The 16924-nt window shown below is 62.7% G+C and carries 18 protein-coding genes; 3 read left to right on the top strand and 15 right to left on the bottom strand.

Features of this window, described 5'->3' with window-relative positions:
- Positions 1–60 precede the first annotated feature (60 nt).
- The 6 genes from lgt to V2B23_RS24585 form a co-directional block, all read right to left on the bottom strand.
- Positions 61–1080 (bottom strand): prolipoprotein diacylglyceryl transferase, encoded by a 1020-nt coding sequence (gene lgt / locus V2B23_RS24560; protein ID WP_430952688.1) that lies wholly within the window; start codon positions 1078–1080, stop codon positions 61–63.
- Complete coding sequence (trpA, locus tag V2B23_RS24565) at positions 1077–1880, bottom strand: tryptophan synthase subunit alpha (protein ID WP_430952689.1); 804 nt, start codon at positions 1878–1880, stop codon at positions 1077–1079. The genes lgt and trpA overlap by 4 nt, the downstream gene beginning before the upstream one ends.
- Positions 1877–3193, bottom strand: coding sequence for a tryptophan synthase subunit beta (gene trpB, locus V2B23_RS24570; protein ID WP_430952690.1), 1317 nt, complete (start codon positions 3191–3193; stop codon positions 1877–1879). Before trpB ends, trpA begins: the two co-directional genes overlap by 4 nt.
- A 99-nt stretch (positions 3194–3292) precedes the next feature.
- Positions 3293–4102, bottom strand: a complete 810-nt coding sequence (gene trpC / locus V2B23_RS24575) for an indole-3-glycerol phosphate synthase TrpC (RefSeq protein ID WP_033230856.1) — start codon at positions 4100–4102, stop codon at positions 3293–3295.
- Positions 4103–4233: 131 nt separating this feature from the next.
- A complete protein-coding gene (locus V2B23_RS24580) occupies positions 4234–4884 on the bottom strand; it encodes a TIGR02234 family membrane protein (RefSeq protein WP_430952810.1) in 651 nt (216 codons plus the stop codon).
- A gap of 62 nt (positions 4885–4946) precedes the next feature.
- The gene (locus V2B23_RS24585; protein ID WP_430952691.1) at positions 4947–6533 is read right to left on the bottom strand and encodes an anthranilate synthase component I; all 1587 of its coding nucleotides are present in this window, start codon (positions 6531–6533) and stop codon (positions 4947–4949) included.
- Positions 6534–6590: 57 nt separating this feature from the next.
- Between V2B23_RS24585 and V2B23_RS24590 the strand changes: the two genes are divergently transcribed.
- Positions 6591–7049 carry a peroxiredoxin gene (locus V2B23_RS24590; RefSeq protein ID WP_430952692.1) on the top strand — a complete coding sequence of 153 codons (459 nt, stop codon included), beginning with the start codon at positions 6591–6593 and terminating at the stop codon, positions 7047–7049.
- A gap of 3 nt (positions 7050–7052) precedes the next feature.
- Here V2B23_RS24590 and V2B23_RS24595 read toward each other — a convergent pair whose 3' ends face one another.
- Entirely contained in the window at positions 7053–7835 is a 783-nt protein-coding gene (locus tag V2B23_RS24595; RefSeq protein WP_430952693.1) for a dioxygenase family protein, read from the bottom strand.
- 160 nt (positions 7836–7995) lie between these two features.
- On the opposite strand from V2B23_RS24595, the gene V2B23_RS24600 reads away from it, so the two are divergent.
- Both V2B23_RS24600 and V2B23_RS24605 read left to right on the top strand, forming a co-directional pair.
- On the top strand, positions 7996–8505 hold the full coding sequence (locus tag V2B23_RS24600) for a MarR family winged helix-turn-helix transcriptional regulator (protein WP_430952694.1): 510 nt from the start codon (positions 7996–7998) through the stop codon (positions 8503–8505).
- Between the two features lie 53 nt (positions 8506–8558).
- The gene (locus V2B23_RS24605; RefSeq protein ID WP_430952695.1) at positions 8559–9146 is read left to right on the top strand and encodes a TetR/AcrR family transcriptional regulator; all 588 of its coding nucleotides are present in this window, start codon (positions 8559–8561) and stop codon (positions 9144–9146) included.
- 7 nt (positions 9147–9153) lie between these two features.
- Here V2B23_RS24605 and V2B23_RS24610 read toward each other — a convergent pair whose 3' ends face one another.
- The 8 genes from V2B23_RS24610 to V2B23_RS24645 are packed head-to-tail and all read right to left on the bottom strand — an operon-like array spanning position 9154 to position 16919.
- The gene (locus V2B23_RS24610; RefSeq protein WP_430952696.1) at positions 9154–9621 is read right to left on the bottom strand and encodes a hypothetical protein; all 468 of its coding nucleotides are present in this window, start codon (positions 9619–9621) and stop codon (positions 9154–9156) included.
- Positions 9618–10148, bottom strand: coding sequence for a hypothetical protein (locus V2B23_RS24615; protein WP_430952697.1), 531 nt, complete (start codon positions 10146–10148; stop codon positions 9618–9620). Before V2B23_RS24615 ends, V2B23_RS24610 begins: the two co-directional genes overlap by 4 nt.
- Positions 10115–11413: an MCE family protein gene (locus V2B23_RS24620; protein WP_430952698.1), complete on the bottom strand. Its 1299-nt coding sequence runs from the start codon at positions 11411–11413 to the stop codon at positions 10115–10117. The genes V2B23_RS24615 and V2B23_RS24620 overlap by 34 nt, the downstream gene beginning before the upstream one ends.
- Entirely contained in the window at positions 11410–12495 is a 1086-nt protein-coding gene (locus V2B23_RS24625) for an MCE family protein (protein ID WP_430952699.1), read from the bottom strand. Before V2B23_RS24625 ends, V2B23_RS24620 begins: the two co-directional genes overlap by 4 nt.
- Positions 12492–13712: an MCE family protein gene (locus tag V2B23_RS24630; RefSeq protein ID WP_430952700.1), complete on the bottom strand. Its 1221-nt coding sequence runs from the start codon at positions 13710–13712 to the stop codon at positions 12492–12494. The genes V2B23_RS24625 and V2B23_RS24630 overlap by 4 nt, the downstream gene beginning before the upstream one ends.
- Positions 13712–14734, bottom strand: a complete 1023-nt coding sequence (locus tag V2B23_RS24635; RefSeq protein WP_430952701.1) for an MCE family protein — start codon at positions 14732–14734, stop codon at positions 13712–13714. The genes V2B23_RS24630 and V2B23_RS24635 overlap by 1 nt, the downstream gene beginning before the upstream one ends.
- Positions 14731–15753 carry an MCE family protein gene (locus V2B23_RS24640; protein ID WP_430952702.1) on the bottom strand — a complete coding sequence of 341 codons (1023 nt, stop codon included), beginning with the start codon at positions 15751–15753 and terminating at the stop codon, positions 14731–14733. Before V2B23_RS24640 ends, V2B23_RS24635 begins: the two co-directional genes overlap by 4 nt.
- Complete coding sequence (locus V2B23_RS24645; RefSeq protein WP_430952703.1) at positions 15750–16919, bottom strand: MCE family protein; 1170 nt, start codon at positions 16917–16919, stop codon at positions 15750–15752. The genes V2B23_RS24640 and V2B23_RS24645 overlap by 4 nt, the downstream gene beginning before the upstream one ends.
- Positions 16920–16924: the final 5 nt, after the last annotated feature.

The raw sequence follows: 16924 nt of genomic DNA on the forward strand, positions 1-16924 counted from the left end.
TCCGGCAAATCGTTGAGGCAAGTGATCTTTATACCTCGAACTGGGTGCGATACGGACCAGTCATGGCTTGTCCGGCTTCTTCAGATCAACGTCCTGCTTTGCGTCCACGCCGGTTGAATCGGCTGCCTTTGCCGTTGCGACACCGTCATCCGAGTCGGTATCACTGTCGGTGGCCCCCGAAGCTGAGTTCTCGACAGACGCGTTCTCGACGTAGTCCTTGGACTTCAATTCGGAAGGATCTTCACGACCTTTCTTGGCCAGCAGGAAGTACGCAACTGCCGCCACGAACACGATCACCGAGGTGAAGGAGTTGACGCGAATGCCTGCAAGTTCGTACGCCGGATCGTCGCGCATGAGTTCGACGAAGAACCGACCGGCGCAGTAGCCCGCCACATAGAGGGCGAACAGACGCCCATGGCCGATCTTGAATCGACGGTCGACCACGACAAGCAGGACGACGATGAGGACGTTCCACACGGCCTCGTACAGGAAGGTGGGGTGCACGACCTTCTCGACGACGCCGGTCGATACACCGGACAACGCATCAGTCTGACCTGACGAGTTCACACGCTGGAAGATTTCCAAGCCCCACGGCACTGTCGTTTCGCGCCCGTACAACTCCTGGTTGAAGTAGTTGCCGAACCGGCCTATCGCCTGCGCAAGCAGCACACCAGGCGCGATGGCGTCGCCCAGCGCCGCGACGGGGATCCCACGCCTGCGGCACCCGATCCATGCGCCGACACCGCCGAGGAAGACTGCGCCCCAGATTCCGAGGCCACCGTTCCACACTTTGAGTGCGTCGATCGGTGTGCCGCCTTCACCGAAATACTGCGGCCAGTCGGTGAGCACGTGGTACAGCCGGCCACCGATCAATCCGAACGGCACGGCCCAGACTGCGATATCGAGAACGGTGCCCTTCTCGCCGCCTCGCGCGACCCACCGCCGGTCGCCCCAGACGATGGCGACGATGATTCCGGCGATGATGCAGAGCGCGTAGGCGCGCAGTGCTACGGGCCCGATGTACCAGACACCTTGTGGAGGACTGGGAATGTAGGCCAGTAGTTCAACAGTTGACGTCACGACGCCACGTTAGCCGAGCGGACACCTTCAGCGAGTTCTTCGGTGAGGGCGCGGACAGCTCCGAGTCCGTTTTCCACCGCCGAGACCAGCGCAGACCCGACGATCACTGCGTCGGCATAGCCGGCAATTTCTGCTGCCTGGGCGCCGGAGCGAACGCCCAACCCGACACCGACCGGGATATCGGAATGCGCGCGGATCCGTGCGGTGAGTTCCGGCGCCATCGACGACACTGCGTCGCGCGCTCCGGTGACACCCATCGTGGAGGCCGCGTACACGAACCCGCTGCTTGCCTCAAGTGTCATTGCCAGACGCTCTTCGGTAGACGACGGTGCCACGAGGAAGATCCGATCGAGGTGGTGCTTCTCGGACGCCTCCATCCAGTCGGCGGCCTCGTCTGGGATGAGGTTGGGGGTGATCAGTCCGAGTCCGCCTGCGGCAGCAAGGTCGCGGGAGAACTTGTCGATGCCGTATTGCATGACCGGGTTCCAGTACGTCATGACTACGGCCTTGCCGCCGACCGAGCTGATCTGCTCGACGACGGTGAAGATGTCGTGCAAGCGGACGCCGTTGCTCAGGGCAGTTTCAGCGGCACGCTGAATGGTCGGTCCGTCCATCACGGGGTCGGAGTACGCGACCCCGACCTCGATGATGTCGCAGCCGCCGTCGACCATCGTCTTGAAGACGTCGATGGATTCGGACACCGTTGGGTAGCCTGCGGGCAGGTATCCGACGAGCGCAGCTCGGTTTTCCGCCTTGCATGCCGCAAACGTGGATGCGAGGCGTGATGGTCGTTCGCTCACTTGTCCGAGCCTTCCGTGTTGTTCTGGTCTGCGGGCTGGTCTGCGTTGTCGAACAGACCGAACCAACTCGCGGCAGTATCCATGTCCTTGTCGCCACGACCGGACAGGTTGACGAGGATGATGGCGCCTTCGCCGAGTTCCTTGCCCAGGCGCAGCGCGCCGGCAATCGCGTGCGCGGACTCGATGGCCGGGATGATGCCTTCGCGCCGCGAGAGCAGCAGGAGGGCATCCATTGCCTCGGAGTCGGTGACGGGCTCGTAGGTGGCCCGACCGATGTCGTTGAGATACGCATGTTCCGGTCCGACACCCGGATAGTCCAAACCTGCGGAGATGGAATGCGATTCGATGGTCTGACCATCTTCGTCCTGCAGCAGGTACGAGTACGCACCCTGGAATGCGCCTGGCGTTCCGCCTGCGAATGTTGCTGCATGCCTACCGGTTTCGACGCCGTCGCCCGCTGCCTCGTAACCGACCAACCGCACGGACAGATCGTCGATGAACGGGTGGAAAATACCGATGGCGTTGGAACCGCCACCGACGCAAGCCGTGACGGCGTCGGGAAGCCGACCGGTCAATGCCTGAACCTGAGCGCGGGCCTCGAGACCGATGACCCGCTGGAAATCGCGAACGATGGTCGGGAACGGATGCGGACCGGCAGCGGTGCCGAAGCAGTAGTAGGTATCGTCAGCGTGGGAAACCCAATCGCGGAGAGCTTCGTTGATCGCATCCTTGAGTGTGCGCGAACCGGTTTCGACCGAGACGACCTCGGCGCCCAGCAGACGCATCCGGGCGACGTTCAACGCCTGACGCTCGGTGTCGACCGCACCCATGTAAATGACACACTCGAGGCCGAGCAACGCGCAGGCGGTGGCCGAGGCGACGCCGTGCTGTCCCGCTCCGGTCTCGGCGATGATGCGCGTCTTGCCCATTCGCTTGGCCAGAAGCACCTGACCGAGGACGTTGTTGATCTTGTGAGAACCGGTGTGGTTCAGATCTTCACGCTTGAGGATGATGCGAGCGCCGCCCGCGTATTCGCTCATGCGCGTTGCTTCGAAAATCGGCGACGGGCGTCCGGTGTAGTCGCGCTGCAGTCGGTCGAGTTCGTTCAGGAAAGCGTCGTCGCTGCGGGCCTTCTCGTATTCGGCGGTAACTTCCTCGATAACCGCCATGAGCGCCTCGGGCACATGCCGTCCGCCGTAGACACCGAAGTGCCCTCCGGCGTCCGGATCATGAGTGGTGCGCTCGGCAAGTCCGGCACTGGCCGGCGGCAGATTGCCGCCCTTGAAGACTGGTCCCTGAGTACGTGAAGTCACTCCACCAGTCTGCCCCAAGCGTGTCGCCTGTCACCGCCCGGGTACGGGCAATTGTCACCGCTCGGGTGCGGGCAAATTGCTCCCGAGCGGTGATGCGATTCAGCGTGACGGTTTAGGGCAGGACGGATGCGCTCCGGCGTTGACCAGATCCGCAACGGCCTTACGCGGATCACCGCTGGTCACGAGGCCTTCGCCAACCAGAACTGCGTCTGCGCCTGCGCCGGCGTACGCCAGCAGATCAGCGGTGCCACGAACGCCGGACTCGGCGATCTTGATGGTTTCTGTCGGAAGTCCGGGGGCGATCTGACCGAAGGTGTTCTTGTCGACCTCGAGAGTCTTGAGGTTGCGAGCGTTGACTCCGATGACCTTGGCGCCTGCCTCGAGCGCGCGGTTGGCCTCTTCCTCGGTGTGCACCTCGACAAGTGCAGTCATCCCCAAGGATTCGGTGCGATCGATCAGTGAGGCAAGTGCCTGCTGTTCGAGTGCCGCGACAATCAGGAGGATGACATCGGCACCGTGCGCGCGTGCCTCGTGAATCTGGTACGGACCCACGATGAAGTCCTTGCGCAACACCGGAATAGTGACGGCTTTGCGGACGGCATCGAGATCGGCAAGCGATCCGTGGAAGCGACGCTCTTCGGTGAGAACACTGATGATTCGAGCGCCGCCCGCTTGGTAGGCAGCTGCCAACTCGGCGGGGTCTGCGATGTCGGCTAGTGCACCCTTGGACGGGCTGGCTCGCTTCACCTCGGCGATGACGCCGATGCTCGGTTCCAGAAGTGCCGCTACAGCATCGAGGGCGGGCGGTGCAGTGGCCGCGGCAGCCTTGACTGCAGCGAAGTCGAGTACGGCTTCGCGGGCGGCGACATCAGCGCGCACCCCGTCGAGAATCGAGTCGAGTACGGTCATCGTGGCCCGAATCCTTTCTGGGCAAGTGCCCGATGTGAGATACGTCATCGGGGTGGTGTCAGCCTAGTTGGGCGATTTTTTGCTACTCCGCCCGGGTACCCACGCGCGTGGGAGTTCGGACGCAATCGAGGTCACGATCGTGAATCCTTGCCCGGCTCATTGCCGTCCGCGTCAGGTTTAGCGCCATCGGAATCGAGCGTCGGATCTTCCCCGGCGTCGAGCGCGTCCCACAGCATCCGTTGTGTCACAGGCTCGTCGGGCGCATCCTTGCTTCCCTGTCCGAGCTTGGCCGCTGCCTCCCGGCGAGCCGCAGGGTTGTCGTACTTCGACGAGAGACCGGCACGCGCCTTGGGCTTTCGCATGAGCAGAACACCGGCAGCGAGCGCAGCAACGGCTCCGGCGAGCGCGAGCAGCGGCGGTAACACCGATGCCTCAGCTGACACTTCTTCGAGGTGCGAGGACAGTTCGGCAAGATCTGCCGCGCGGCCGTCATCTGCTCCCGAAACCAGCAGCTGGACAGCTGGAACTGCGACTCCGATGCCGACCAATCCCACCAGCAGGCCCACAACTCGGAGCGCCCACCCACGGACCGCGAACGACGCCGCAACAGCAGCAAGAAGCGTGAGAGCGAGCGGAGTCATCGCCGCAGCCCACGTGCCACCGTCGAGATCCGTGGTGCGCGCCAATGTCTTACCGTCACTGGAGGTTACTTGTACCCACGTCATCCGCGAGCTTCCCCACAGCGCAATGGCAGCGAGACCCAGCAAGAGCGTGGTCAGCATCGTGGTGCTGCGGCCCGAACGTGGTGTCGGCGAGTCCGCGCCGGTGCCCGAAGCCTGTTCGCTCACTTACCTTCACCTCCGATGGTGCGCAACGTGTGTGCCGATGCGATCGCGCTGAGCACGGCCATCGCCTTGTTCCGCGCCTCGGTGTCCTCGTAGACCGGATCGGAGTCGGCGACCACGCCCGCCCCGGCTTGGACGTATCCGATGCCGTCCTTGATGAGTGCGGTGCGAATCGCGATCGCAGTGTCGGCATCACCGGCGAAGTCGAGGTACCCGACAATGCCGCCGTAGACCCCGCGGCGGGTGGGTTCGAGTTCTTCGATCAACTGCATTGCCCGGACCTTGGGAGCGCCCGAGAGCGTGCCGGCCGGGAAACAGGCCGTGACTGCGTCGAGCGCGTGCTTGCCCTCCGCGAGGTGCCCGGTCACAGTAGAAACCAGGTGCATCACGTGGCTGTATCGCTCGATGTGGCGGTAATCGTGCACCTTGACCGTGCCGGGTCGGCAGACACGACCGAGGTCGTTGCGTCCGAGGTCGACCAACATCAGGTGCTCGGAGTTTTCCTTCTCGTCCGCGAGGAGGTCCTTCTCGAGGAGGATGTCGTCTTCCTCGGTTGCACCGCGCCACCGGGTTCCGGCGATCGGGTGGGTGGTTGCGACACCTTCCGAGACGGTAACCAACGCTTCGGGGCTGGAGCCGACAATGGAGAAAGCGGTCTCGCCGTCACCGTTCGGGACGTTGAGCAGATACATGTACGGACTGGGGTTCGAGGCCCGCAACATTCGGTACACATCGATAGGTGCTGCGGTGCAGTCGATCTCGAATCGTTGGGAGAGCACGACCTGGAATGCCTCGCCCGCTTCGATATCGCCGATCAGCTTCTTCACATCGACGCCGAAGCTCTCCGTCGTGCGCTGACGGCGATAGCTCGGGGTGACCTTGGCAAACGTGGAGACCGTCGACTTGGCTGGTGCCGAAAGCGCCCGCGTCATGGCGTCGAGTCGCGCGACAGCGTCGTCGTATGCCTCCTCGACACGCTCCTCGGTACCGTCCCAGTTGACCGCGTTGGCGATAAGCGTGATCGCACCCTCGTGATGATCGACGGCGGCGATGTCCGCGGCCAGCAGCATGACCATCTCGGGGATCTGCAGGTCGTCGACTGCCGAGTTGCCCACGTTTTCGAGCCGCCGGACGGCGTCGTATCCGAGGAATCCGACCATCCCGCCGGTAAGAGGCGGCAGGTCGGGCAGACGCTCCGAGCGCAACAGTTCGAGAGTGGCACCGAGCGCGTCGACGGGGTTGCCACCGGACGGTGCGCCGGCGGGGACGTTGCCGTACCAGGCAGCTTCACCGTCGATGACGGTCAGCGCCGCGGGACTGCCGACGCCGATGAAGGACCATCGTGACCACGACCGGCCGTTCTCCGCAGACTCGAGAAGGAAGGTTCCCGGACGGTTTCCGGCCAACTTCTCATAGGCGGAGAGCGGGGTTTCGGAGTCCGCCAGCACTTTTCGCGTCACCGGAACTACCCGATGCTCGGCGGCGAGAGCACGGAACTGCTCTCGCGTGGTGGTGGAATCGGACGCCGCATCGACGATCGCGGTGTCGGACGAGGGTGCGGACTTGGAGGTGGGCTCGCCGTGCATGACTCCATCATCCCAGGCTCACCCGTGCGGGCCGCGTTCGCGGGTAACCTCAGCCGAATGAAACCAGGTCAGCTTGCTCCCGATTTCACTCTGCCCGATCAGGACGGAACGCCCCGTTCGCTGACCAGCCTGCTGGAGAAGGGGCCCCTCGTACTGTTCTTCTATCCGGCAGCCTCCACGCCGGTGTGCACCGCGGAAGCGTGCCACTTCCGCGACCTCGGCAAGGATTTTGCGGAGGTAGGCGCCGCTCGTGCGGGCATCAGCACCGACACCGTCGAAGCGCAGTCGACGTTTGCCACTGCCCAGTCCTTCGACTATCCCCTGCTCGCCGACACCGACGGCACCGTTGCCGAGCAGTTCGGCGTCAAACGCGGACTGCTCGGCAAGTTGATGCCGGTCAAACGTTCCACGTTCGTGATCGACACGGATCGAACCGTATTGAAGGTCATCTCGAGCGAATTCCGCGCGAGCACTCATGGCGATCAGGCACTCGAGTTTCTCCGCAGCCGCACCTGACCGCTACGCGACCTGAATCGAGCGCTTCGCAAGTCCCATCCAGAAACCGTCGATGACCTGGGTGGGCACCTGCTCCGGATCGGACGACGCACCGAGAGTCACGAACAGCGGCGCGAAGTGCTCGATGGTCGGGTGTGCGTACGGCATACCGGGAGCCTGCGCCCGGAAATCGATGAGCGAATCGATATCGCCGGCTGCGAACCGCTCCCCGGCCCAGGCGTCGAATTCGGCAGACCATCCTGGCGCCTTTGCCTCGGGCGACGGGTCACGCAGAAATGGCAGACCATGGGTGGTAAATCCGGATCCCACGATCAACACACCCTGCTCGCGCAGTGGACGCAATCGTTGGCCGAGGTGCAGCAGACGTTCGGGGTCCAGAGTCGGCAGGGAGATCTGCAGCACGGGGATGTCCGCGTCCGGGTACATCACCGTCAACGGAACGTAGGCGCCGTGATCGAGGCCACGGTTGGGTTGCTGGACAACTTGCTCGTTGTCGGGCATCAACGCTGCCACCTGCGCGGCCAAGTCCGGCGCGCCCGGCGAGTTGTACTGAGCTCGATAGAACCGCTCGGGGAATCCGCCGAAGTCGTAGATCAGCGGGGTTCCCGTGGTCGTCGACCCGATCGTCAGCGGTGCTGATTCCCAATGCGCCGACACGATCAGGATTGCCGTCGGCCGTGGCAGGTCACCGGCCCACGCGCCGAGTTGCTTCACCCAGAGAGCGCTGTCCACCAACGGCGGGGCACCGTGGCTGAGATACAGCGCGGGCATTGTGGTGGCGGACATAGCGGCTCCTCGTGAGTTCACCGAGCGGTTTAAGTTGAAGCTTCAAGCTAATATAGAACTCAACGCGTGAAACGCGCAACTATTCCCTGCCTGCACCGACTGGACACTCGTCTGCAACCCTGTAGTGGTACCGCACAGTGCTTCGAAGGGGTAATGACCGATGAGTGCATCGAACGGCCAGGCCGAGTCGCCGGTTCAGACCAAGTGGCTCACCACCGAGGAGCAGCAGGCCTGGCGCACCCTCATCTCCTTGGTGACCCGCCTACCGGCGGCTCTCGACACCCAGCTCCAACGCGATTCAGCACTAACACATTTCGAGTACTTCGTACTGTCGGCGCTGTCGGAAGTACCCGACCACAAGCTGCAACTCTCCCTCCTGGCACAGCAAGCCAATGCGTCTCTGTCACGCCTCTCCCACGTCGTCACGAAGATGGAGAAGGCCGGCTGGGTCAAGCGTGAAGTGATCCGTGGTAGCCGAGGCTCCAACGCGGTACTCACCGATGCCGGAATGGCAAAAGTCATCGAGGCATCGCCAGGCCACGTTCGGCTGGTCCAAGCCTTGGTGTTCGAAGGCCTCGACGACAGCCAGGTCGCCCAACTCTCCGCATTGGGCGCCGCCATGGTCGACCAACTCGACAAGGGAATTGCCGGCGGACTCGGGAAAGCCTGACTCGACGACCCACACCGCGCACAACTTCCCCGGCTCCCGTAGTGTCTGGACACATGTCTGGTAAGGCCAACTTCGAGTCCACCCGCCGGCGCCTGTCGGGGCAACAGGCCGAAACTGTCGATCGTTTGACCACCGCAGCTGTGGCCATTCTGCGTACGCATGGGTTTTCGACCCTGACCATTCGCATGGTCGCAGGCGAAGCAGGGGTCGCGCCGGCAACCGCGTACACCTACTTCTCGTCCAAGAGTCACCTTGTCGCAGAACTGTTCTGGCGACGCCTCGACGCGCTCCCTCATGAGGCCAACGCAGAGCAGGACCGCGAGACTCAGGTCTGTTCGGTCCTGCGCAGTGTGGCACTCCTGGTGTCCGATGAACCTGAACTCGCCGCCGCAGTCACCACCGCGATGATGGCCGACGACCCGGATGTCGAACACCTCCGCGCCCGGATCGGGAAGAACATTCGCGAACGCCTTGTCGAGGCATTGGGACCGGAACACGACGCCGACGTCCTCGAAGCCCTTGAAATTGCCTGGTCAGGTGCATTGGTGCGGGCTGGAATGGGGTACGAGTCCTACTCGCAGATCGCGGATCGCCTCGAGATCACGGCGAAGCTGATCATGGCGGGGCACGACAAGGGCTGAGCAGAACTCAGATCGGTGTCAGTTCACTCACCAACCACCGATCGCCGACGCGTTCGACGGCGACCTGCACGCGACTCGAACTCGACGCCGGTGCCGGCTGCGCAAAACTGGTGGTGATCTGATCGACGAACATCAGCAATTCGACGCGATCGCGCGTGGTATCGAGCAACCCGACATCCACAACCCGGGCGCTGGTACTGATTCCTTGCACTTTCGATTGGGGCGCAACGGTTGTCGCGGAAAACTCGACGAATTCGTCCCTGAATGTTCCGGTGGCACCGCCAGCTCCGGCAGCGAGGTCTCTGTCCACCATTTCACTGGTGTACGTGAGCAAGTCCTCCACCAACGCGGGTGCCTGTGCCATCGCATCCGCTCGCACCGATTCGAGTGCAGCGGTGTCGCGGCGGATCCACAGCAGTGCACACGCGGCAATCGCGAGAACCGCAACCAGCACGACAGAGATCGCCCGCCTCACGGTACGAACTCCACACTCGACATCAGGATTTTCCCGTCGACATCCTCGACACCGACGCGCAGTCGATATGTCCGCGACGTCGGCTCGCCCGCAGAATTGGCGACCTGCGCAGACGCCGCAATCAGAACTACTCCCGACGACCCTGTCTCCGACGACAGTGCAGCAGCATCGATCCTTGCGTCGGAGTTGACCGAGGCGGAACGGATCGCGTCGACGAACCCGGACTGATCACCAACCAGCTCCTCTGCGAACTCGCCCGTGCTGAGCGCTCGCAACTGGGCCACATCCTCGTCCACGGTATCGACGTGAATGTCGACCAATGCCAGCGCTCCCGCCGCCGCCCCGTCCACCAGTTCCTGCCGATGCGCGTCGCGGGCATTATCGCCGCGCATCGACACAGCGCCGGTCACCACGACTGCCGCCAAACCTGCAATGACCACCGCGACAAGCACGCGTTCACGCGTGACCACATGCCGCGAAACATCCTCGGTTGTCAGGGATTCGGTGTCGTCAACAACTGCTGCCACGAATCCCCCTTTCCGATATCGGTGTGCCCGTAGGCAATCCCGTCCGGCCCGGTGTACAACTCGTCGGGAGCGTTGGTTCCCGACGGCACGTAGGGTTCCGGGCTCCGGCACGTCACCGGGTCCGGCGCCCGCTTGCCCGGAACTTCCATGCACGGAATGTTCCGCGAACCACGCACGGCAAAAACCGAATCCGCCGGCACTTTGCAGAACAGATCAGGCGGCGTGTCCGGAACACTGGTCACCGTGGGGTCCCGGCGCTGATCCGCCGGCAGGTATCCGGTGGAGCAGGCAGCCGGGTCTTGGGCCTGCAGATGGAAATTGACGTTGGCGGCGCCGTCGGCCTGCCCGCGCTGCACGACGGTTTCCTGAGCGGCAACAAGCGGCGGCAGTACCACCAGTACCTGTTCGAGTGACGCGTTGTAGGTGAGCGCAACCTGCCCGACACTGGTCAGGTTTGCCAGGAGAATCGGCAGGGTTGGACGCAGATCCTGGAACAAGAGCTCCGCTTCGGTGGCGAACCCCGGCCCCGTGTCGATGATGTTGCGAATCGTGCCGTCCGCGATCTCCAATTGCCCGCTCACCCGGGCGACGCTCGACGCCCACAATCGGATTTGATCCCCCGTCACAACTTGGGTCTCGAGGAGCGGGGCGAGTTGTTGCACAAGAGTTGTCGCGGGAGTGGTGGCGTCGGACAACTGATCGACAAACGATGTGGTCGAATCCAGCAGTCTCGCAAGATCTTCGCCGCCACCGGCAAACGCAGCGGCGGACTCGTCGATCACCGCGCGCAGTTTGTCCTGTGGGACGGAGGCGAGCAGCGCCTGCGCCTGATCGAGAACGGGTCCGATCTCCTGAGATATCACCACAGACTCGGTGTCGATCACGTCGCCGTCGGCCAGAAACGGACCGTCAGAGGTGGTCGGTTGCAGATCGACATACTGCTCACCTATCGCCGATACGCTGCGCACAGCCGCCACCAGCTCGGTACTGGGCACGGGAACTGAACTCTGCAAAGACAATTCGGCTTTCACGACGTCGGGGTGGAGCTGCACCGACCGTACTTGACCGATGGTGTCGCCGCGGTACGTCACATTCGCGTTTCGGTACAGACCACCGGCGTTGGGCAGTTCCAGCGTCACCGTGTATCGCCCGATACCCAGCATCGTGGGAACGCGGAGGTACGCGATCGCGGCCACCGTCATTCCGATGACCGCAAGGATCGCAAAGATCACCAACTGCCGGCGAACAAGCTTGGTGAGGATCATCGTCCTCCCTCCCCTGCATTGCCCGTTGCGGTCAGCGGCGCAGTCATCGGGTCGACCGGGCCGCCGCCCGCTTGCGGAGCACCGAACGGGGTGCCGAAACCGAGTCCGGACTGCAATCGGTTGGTGGTCAGGTCGATCAGCGCCCACAGATTGGTGTAGTCGCCACGCATCCCGTCGTCGATGGTGGTCTGCGGGAACGGGAAGGTGGTCAGGTTTCCGAGATTGTTGATCAGGTCCGGACCTGCCGCGACAACCTGCTGCAATGTCGGCTCGATCGCCGCGAGATTTGCGCTCAGATCATCTCGCGTGCGATTGACCAGGTCGGTGCCGACGTCTCCGAATCGGCCCACCGAATCGAGCGCGGTGGTCAAGGTCACTCGCTGATCTTCCAGTTCCGCCAAGGCCGGAGCCAGCACGTCGAGCGCCTGCCCCAACACGTCACGTTGGGCGTTGATCTCCCCCGCAAACACATCCAGGTTCTCCATCGTGGTCACCATGGCGGTGCGTTGCCGGTCCAAAGTCTCGGTCAATGTGTCCATCTGCGTGAGTAGGTCACGTGCTGATCCGGTGCGTCCGCCGAGTGCATTGTTCAACTCGGTGGTGATGGTGTGAATTTGCGCGAGTCCACCGCCGTTGAGCACTATGGACAGCGCTGTCAGTGTTTCCTCCGTAGTCGGGTACACGCCCGCCGACGCCAGTGGAATGACCGAGCCCTCAGCGAGCGTCCCTTCCGGTTCGACACCGACCGGCGGCGCCAGGGCAACATGCTTGGAACCCAACAGGCTGGTCTGTCCGATCTTGGCCGTGGAATTGGCGGGCAACACTACCGAGCCATCCAAGGACACTGTCACTTTCGCGTGCCAGTTATCAGAGTCGATGGCACTGATACTGCCGACCGTCACATCGTTCACCATCACCGGGGAGTTGGGACTGATCGACGCGACGTCCGGCATCTCGATGACTACTGAAAAACTGTCGGCACCGCGGCCGGCAGCACCGGGCAGGGGCACCGAATTCAGGCCGTTCCACCCGCAGCCCGACACAAGCACAACAACACCGACGCAACAGATTCTCCGGATCATCGTGTCCCCACCTCCGGCATCAGCAACTGACCCAGCCCTGCGGGAACGCTCACGCTCGGGAGGGAGGGAGCCGGCTTCAGATCCGGTTCGCTGTACACCAACTGATCCGGCGCCGCACCAAGCGCGCGGGTCGGATTGATGTTCAGATCCGGATAGTTCGCTCTGATGGTGTTCAGGTACGGCCCGAGGTACTCGGCGCACAATTCCGCACCTTTCGCAGAGGTTTCGTTTGCCAGTCCCGCGATTCCGCCGCAGATGAAGTCGATGGGGTTGCCGATGTTCTGGAAGGCAGGCACCCCGACCATCGCGCCTTGGGCAGGGCGGTACACGTTGTAGTAGTTGGACAACGCCGTCGGCGCCAGATGCAGAAGCTTTTCGATGCCATCGCGTTTGTCCACCAGCACTTGGGAGACATCAGCCAGAGTGTTTACCTGCGCGGTAAGCCCGCTGCGATTCTGTTCGACAAATCGGTGGACATCGCCGATCGCCGCATCCAGATCAACCAGGGCAGGCGCCAATTGTGTCCGACTGTCCGCCAACAGACTTGTCACTGTTGCCAGGCGGCCCTGGAAGCTCACTATTTGTTCGTTGCTTGCCGCCAACGCCGTAGTGAAAGTCTGCAGTCCTCGGATCGTTCCGAAAAGATCCTCACCTCCCTCGTTCAAAGTGCTCATGGCCGAGGACAGTTCGGCGATCGAACGTCCCAGCGCCTCGCCGTTCCCGTTCAAGGCCGTCCCTGCGCCGTCGAGGAATTCGGCCGCCGACCCGCGGGTCCCCTCGGACGGCCCCAAAGCGTCTGCCGCCCGGCCCAATTGCTCCTTGATCTGATCCCACTCCACGGGCACCGCGGTCCGCTCGATTCCGATCTCAGCTCCCTGCGCCAACGCGTCTCCCCCGTCCTCCGTCAAGGCCGGGGTCAGCTGGACAAACCTGGCGGAGACCAAGGACTGAGCAACGATCACCGCGTGCGCATCCGCTGCGACGGGCACGGATCGGGCAAGCTCGAGTTCGACTCGCACTTTCTCCCCCTGCGGGGTTATCGAGGTGACCTTCCCGACGTCGACGCCCACAACACGGACGTCGTCGCCGACGTAGAGTCCCGTCGTCGATGCAAAATAGGCAGTCACCGAGTAGTACCGAAAGTGTTGTACGACAAAGTATCCCGCCACAGCCACCGCGAGTACCACGACCGCGGCGACAATACGTTTCGCGACCATCAGCGAACCTCCGGTATCGGTAGCGGCGCAGGCGGAAGCCCGACAATCGCGTTGATCAACGGTTGGGTGTACTGGGCGGGAAGAAGGTTCTGGATGTACGAGTAGTAGAACGGTCCGCTCGCGACGGTATCGCCGAGCGTCCCCACGTACGTTCCGAGTCCGTCGATGCCCTGGGCCAGGTTGTCCTTGTTCTTCTGGAGTATCCCGAGCACCGTGTCGAGCTTGCTCAGGACCGGGCCCAGTTGCGCCTCGTTGTCGTGCACCAACCCACTGAGTTGAGTGGAGACAGCCGAGATGTCGGTGATGACGTTGCCCAATGCATCCTGCCTGCGGACCAATTCACCGAGAAGGGCATCGCCGTCGACAAGAAGCGCGTTGACCTGCGGTCCCCGTTCCGCAAGGAGACCGGCCACGTGGTTCGCGTCGGCGAGCAGAAGCTTCAGTGTCTCGTCGCGGCGATTGATACTGTCCGACAGGCGGGCTACCCCGTCGAGCGCGGGCCGCAGCGAAGGTGCGCTGTCCGTCATCACTGCACCGACTTCGTCCAACGACGCGGACAATTGGTCGAGGTTGATGTCCTCGACCGTGGTGGTGAGGTCGCCGAGTACGTCGGGCAACGAATACGCCGATCGGGTGCGTTCGAGTGGGATCTGTCCGCCGACGGGAATCCGTCCGTTTCCACCCAGGTCGAGCGAGAGCGCACGTTTACCGAGCAGAGACATCGTGGTGATCGCCGCCGACGTACTCTCACCGAGAGCGACGGAACCGTCGAGCGTGAAATCAACTCGAGCACGGCCTTTTTCGACAGCGATTTTGTCGACGGTACCGATCTTCACCCCGGCCGCGTTTACCTCGTCGCCGGCAGTCACACCACTCGCGTCGGTAAATACAGCGCTGTAGCTCACCCCGTTCTTCACGAACTGCAGATCTTGATACTGCAGTGACGCGAGCACTACCGATGCGGTCATCACCATGCCCACAACGCCTACTCGCACCGCCTGCTTCTGCGCCATCTCTCTCATCGTGGTGCGCACCTTCCGGTCGTCTGGTCGATCAGGTCGACCGTCATCGGCATGCCGTCGGCTCCGTCGACTTTGAGCGCGATACCGCAGAGATAGAAGTTGAAGAAGGACCCGTAGGCACCAACTCGGATCAGTTGTCGATAGTTCGACGGCATCGACGCGAGGATTCGGTCGAGCTCCCCTTGTTGCTCGACCAACGGGTCCAAGCTCTGGTCCAGTTGTGACAGTGTGCCACTGATGTCGGGTCTGACCCCGGCCAAGAGATCTGCGAAAGTCTGTGCAGCGGTATCGATGCTCGTCACCGAAGTGCCGATCAGTTCCTTGTCCGACGCAAGTCCGCTGACCAGTTGTTGCAGATGGTCGAGCGTGTCGGTGAACTGTCCACCTCGCCCACGTAATTCACTCAATACGCCGTCAAGGTTGTTGATGACCCGGCCGATGAGCACATCACGATCGGCAAGTGTGTTGGTAATCGATCCGGTATGAGCGAGCACCGACGCCACTGTCCCCGACTGCCCTTGAAATACCTCGAGCAGCGACAGGGACAGCGCGTTGACCTGAGCCGGGTCGAGCGCCTGGAACAGCGGCTTGAAGCCGCCGAGCAGCGCGTCGAGGTCCAGGGCCGGCGCAGTTCTGGTGGTGGGGATGGTCGCACCTACGGCCAAAGGTTGCGCGGCGCCCGGACTGTCGAGCAATTCGAGATAGCGGTTACCCACTAGATCCTGATAGCGCACCGCCGCCCGGGTCTGCTCCGTCAGAGTTTCCACCGAATCGACACTGAATCTCACGTGAGCTAAGTGGTCGTCGCCGAATTCGACGGTGCTCACCGTTCCCACGGGCACCCCGGCGATCCGCACCTTGTCACCGGATTTCAGCCCGGACACATTGACGAATTGGGCTGCGTAACTGTGCTCGTCGCCGCCCCGCATCTGCCCGAAGACAAGAACGAGTCCTGCATTGACCACCAGCATCACCGCCACGAAGATGCCGAATTTGACGCCGTAGCCGCGACGCTTCATCGAATCTCCGTTCCGAACAGGTAGCTGAGCAGACTCGGCATGTCGTCTATCGGCTGGCCGCCGTTCCACTGACGTTCCGGTTCGAAGGGATTCACACCCGTGTCCGTCACCAGGTAGGGCGCGTTGACATTCGGATCGCGCAACGGAAGTCCCATGCACTGGGGTCCGCCCGTTGCTGCGACCTTCGGCAGATCATCCGGATAGCGATACGGTTCGGTGCCTGCGATCAATCCGATCGACATCTTGATTCCCGGTTGCCCGTTGTACGCGCCGTCGCCGATTGCCTTACTTTCCTCGAGTCCGTGGAACATGCACGGAATCACCGGCGAGTACTCCTCGAGAAGTTCGGTGGTGGGGCGCATGAGCGACAGGACTGTGTCGACGCCGTCGGCATTGGTTCCGAGGACATCTTCTCCGGTGCGCGCCAATCCGATGACGTCGAGTAGCAGCAGATCCAGATTCTCGTGCTGGTCGAGGACGGTCGTGCCGGTGACAGTGAGCGAGCCGAGGGTATCCATCAAATCGAGTACCGCCGCCCGATACGTCCCGGACACCACCGGGAGGTCGGTGAGAACCTCGTCGAAAGCGTCGCCAGCACTGTTGAATTCGGCCAGTGATGCATCGGCCTTCCCGAGTGCGACACCCAACCTTTCCCCACGACCCTGCAGCGCGGTGGAAATCGCTCCGAGCGTCTGATCGAGCTTTCCGGGATCAACTGTCCGCAGGACGGCCGTCAGCTTCTCGAATACCGTATCGATTTCGACGGTCACGTGATTCGCGTCGATGGTGGCACCGGCCGTCAACCGCTCGGCGCTCGGCTTCGCAGGCAGCGACATACTGACGAACTTCGCTCCAAAGGCGGTGTTCGAAGTGATCGCGACATCGACATTGGCGGGAATCGACTCGAGCGCATCAGGATCGAGGAGTAGTGACAACGCCGCGGTGGAATCGTCGGTCGGTGTGATCGACTCGACGGACCCGACGGTGACACCGGCCATCTTCACTCGCGCACCCGGATCCATCACAAGCCCGGCCCGCTCGGCAACAACTGTGATCGGAACGCGGGTGGTGAACGACTGATTGAACGACGCGACCGCCAGCGCCACCACGGCAATAATCGCGCACGCCAAGCCTAATGCCGCAAGCTTGTATCCGTATCGCTCCACTCGCT

It is taken from the genome of Rhodococcus sp. 24CO, assembly GCF_050586165.1.
Taxonomy (GTDB): domain Bacteria; phylum Actinomycetota; class Actinomycetes; order Mycobacteriales; family Mycobacteriaceae; genus Rhodococcus_F.

Excerpts from the sequence above, each read along its gene's own strand:
- V2B23_RS24585 (WP_430952691.1), bottom strand. The coding sequence starts at position 6,533 with ATGCACGGCGAGCCCACCTCCAAGTCCGCACCCTCGTCCGACACCGCG.
- V2B23_RS24590 (WP_430952692.1), top strand. The coding sequence starts at position 6,591 with ATGAAACCAGGTCAGCTTGCTCCCGATTTCACTCTGCCCGATCAGGAC.
- V2B23_RS24640 (WP_430952702.1), bottom strand. The coding sequence starts at position 15,753 with ATGAAGCGTCGCGGCTACGGCGTCAAATTCGGCATCTTCGTGGCGGTG.
- trpC (WP_033230856.1), bottom strand. The coding sequence starts at position 4,102 with ATGACCGTACTCGACTCGATTCTCGACGGGGTGCGCGCTGATGTCGCC.
- V2B23_RS24600 (WP_430952694.1), top strand. The coding sequence starts at position 7,996 with ATGAGTGCATCGAACGGCCAGGCCGAGTCGCCGGTTCAGACCAAGTGG.
- V2B23_RS24580 (WP_430952810.1), bottom strand. The coding sequence starts at position 4,884 with ATGCTGACCACGCTCTTGCTGGGTCTCGCTGCCATTGCGCTGTGGGGA.
- V2B23_RS24630 (WP_430952700.1), bottom strand. The coding sequence starts at position 13,712 with ATGGTCGCGAAACGTATTGTCGCCGCGGTCGTGGTACTCGCGGTGGCT.
- V2B23_RS24620 (WP_430952698.1), bottom strand. The coding sequence starts at position 11,413 with ATGATCCTCACCAAGCTTGTTCGCCGGCAGTTGGTGATCTTTGCGATC.
- V2B23_RS24605 (WP_430952695.1), top strand. The coding sequence starts at position 8,559 with ATGTCTGGTAAGGCCAACTTCGAGTCCACCCGCCGGCGCCTGTCGGGG.
- V2B23_RS24635 (WP_430952701.1), bottom strand. The coding sequence starts at position 14,734 with ATGAGAGAGATGGCGCAGAAGCAGGCGGTGCGAGTAGGCGTTGTGGGC.
- V2B23_RS24595 (WP_430952693.1), bottom strand. The coding sequence starts at position 7,835 with ATGTCCGCCACCACAATGCCCGCGCTGTATCTCAGCCACGGTGCCCCG.
- V2B23_RS24625 (WP_430952699.1), bottom strand. The coding sequence starts at position 12,495 with ATGATCCGGAGAATCTGTTGCGTCGGTGTTGTTGTGCTTGTGTCGGGC.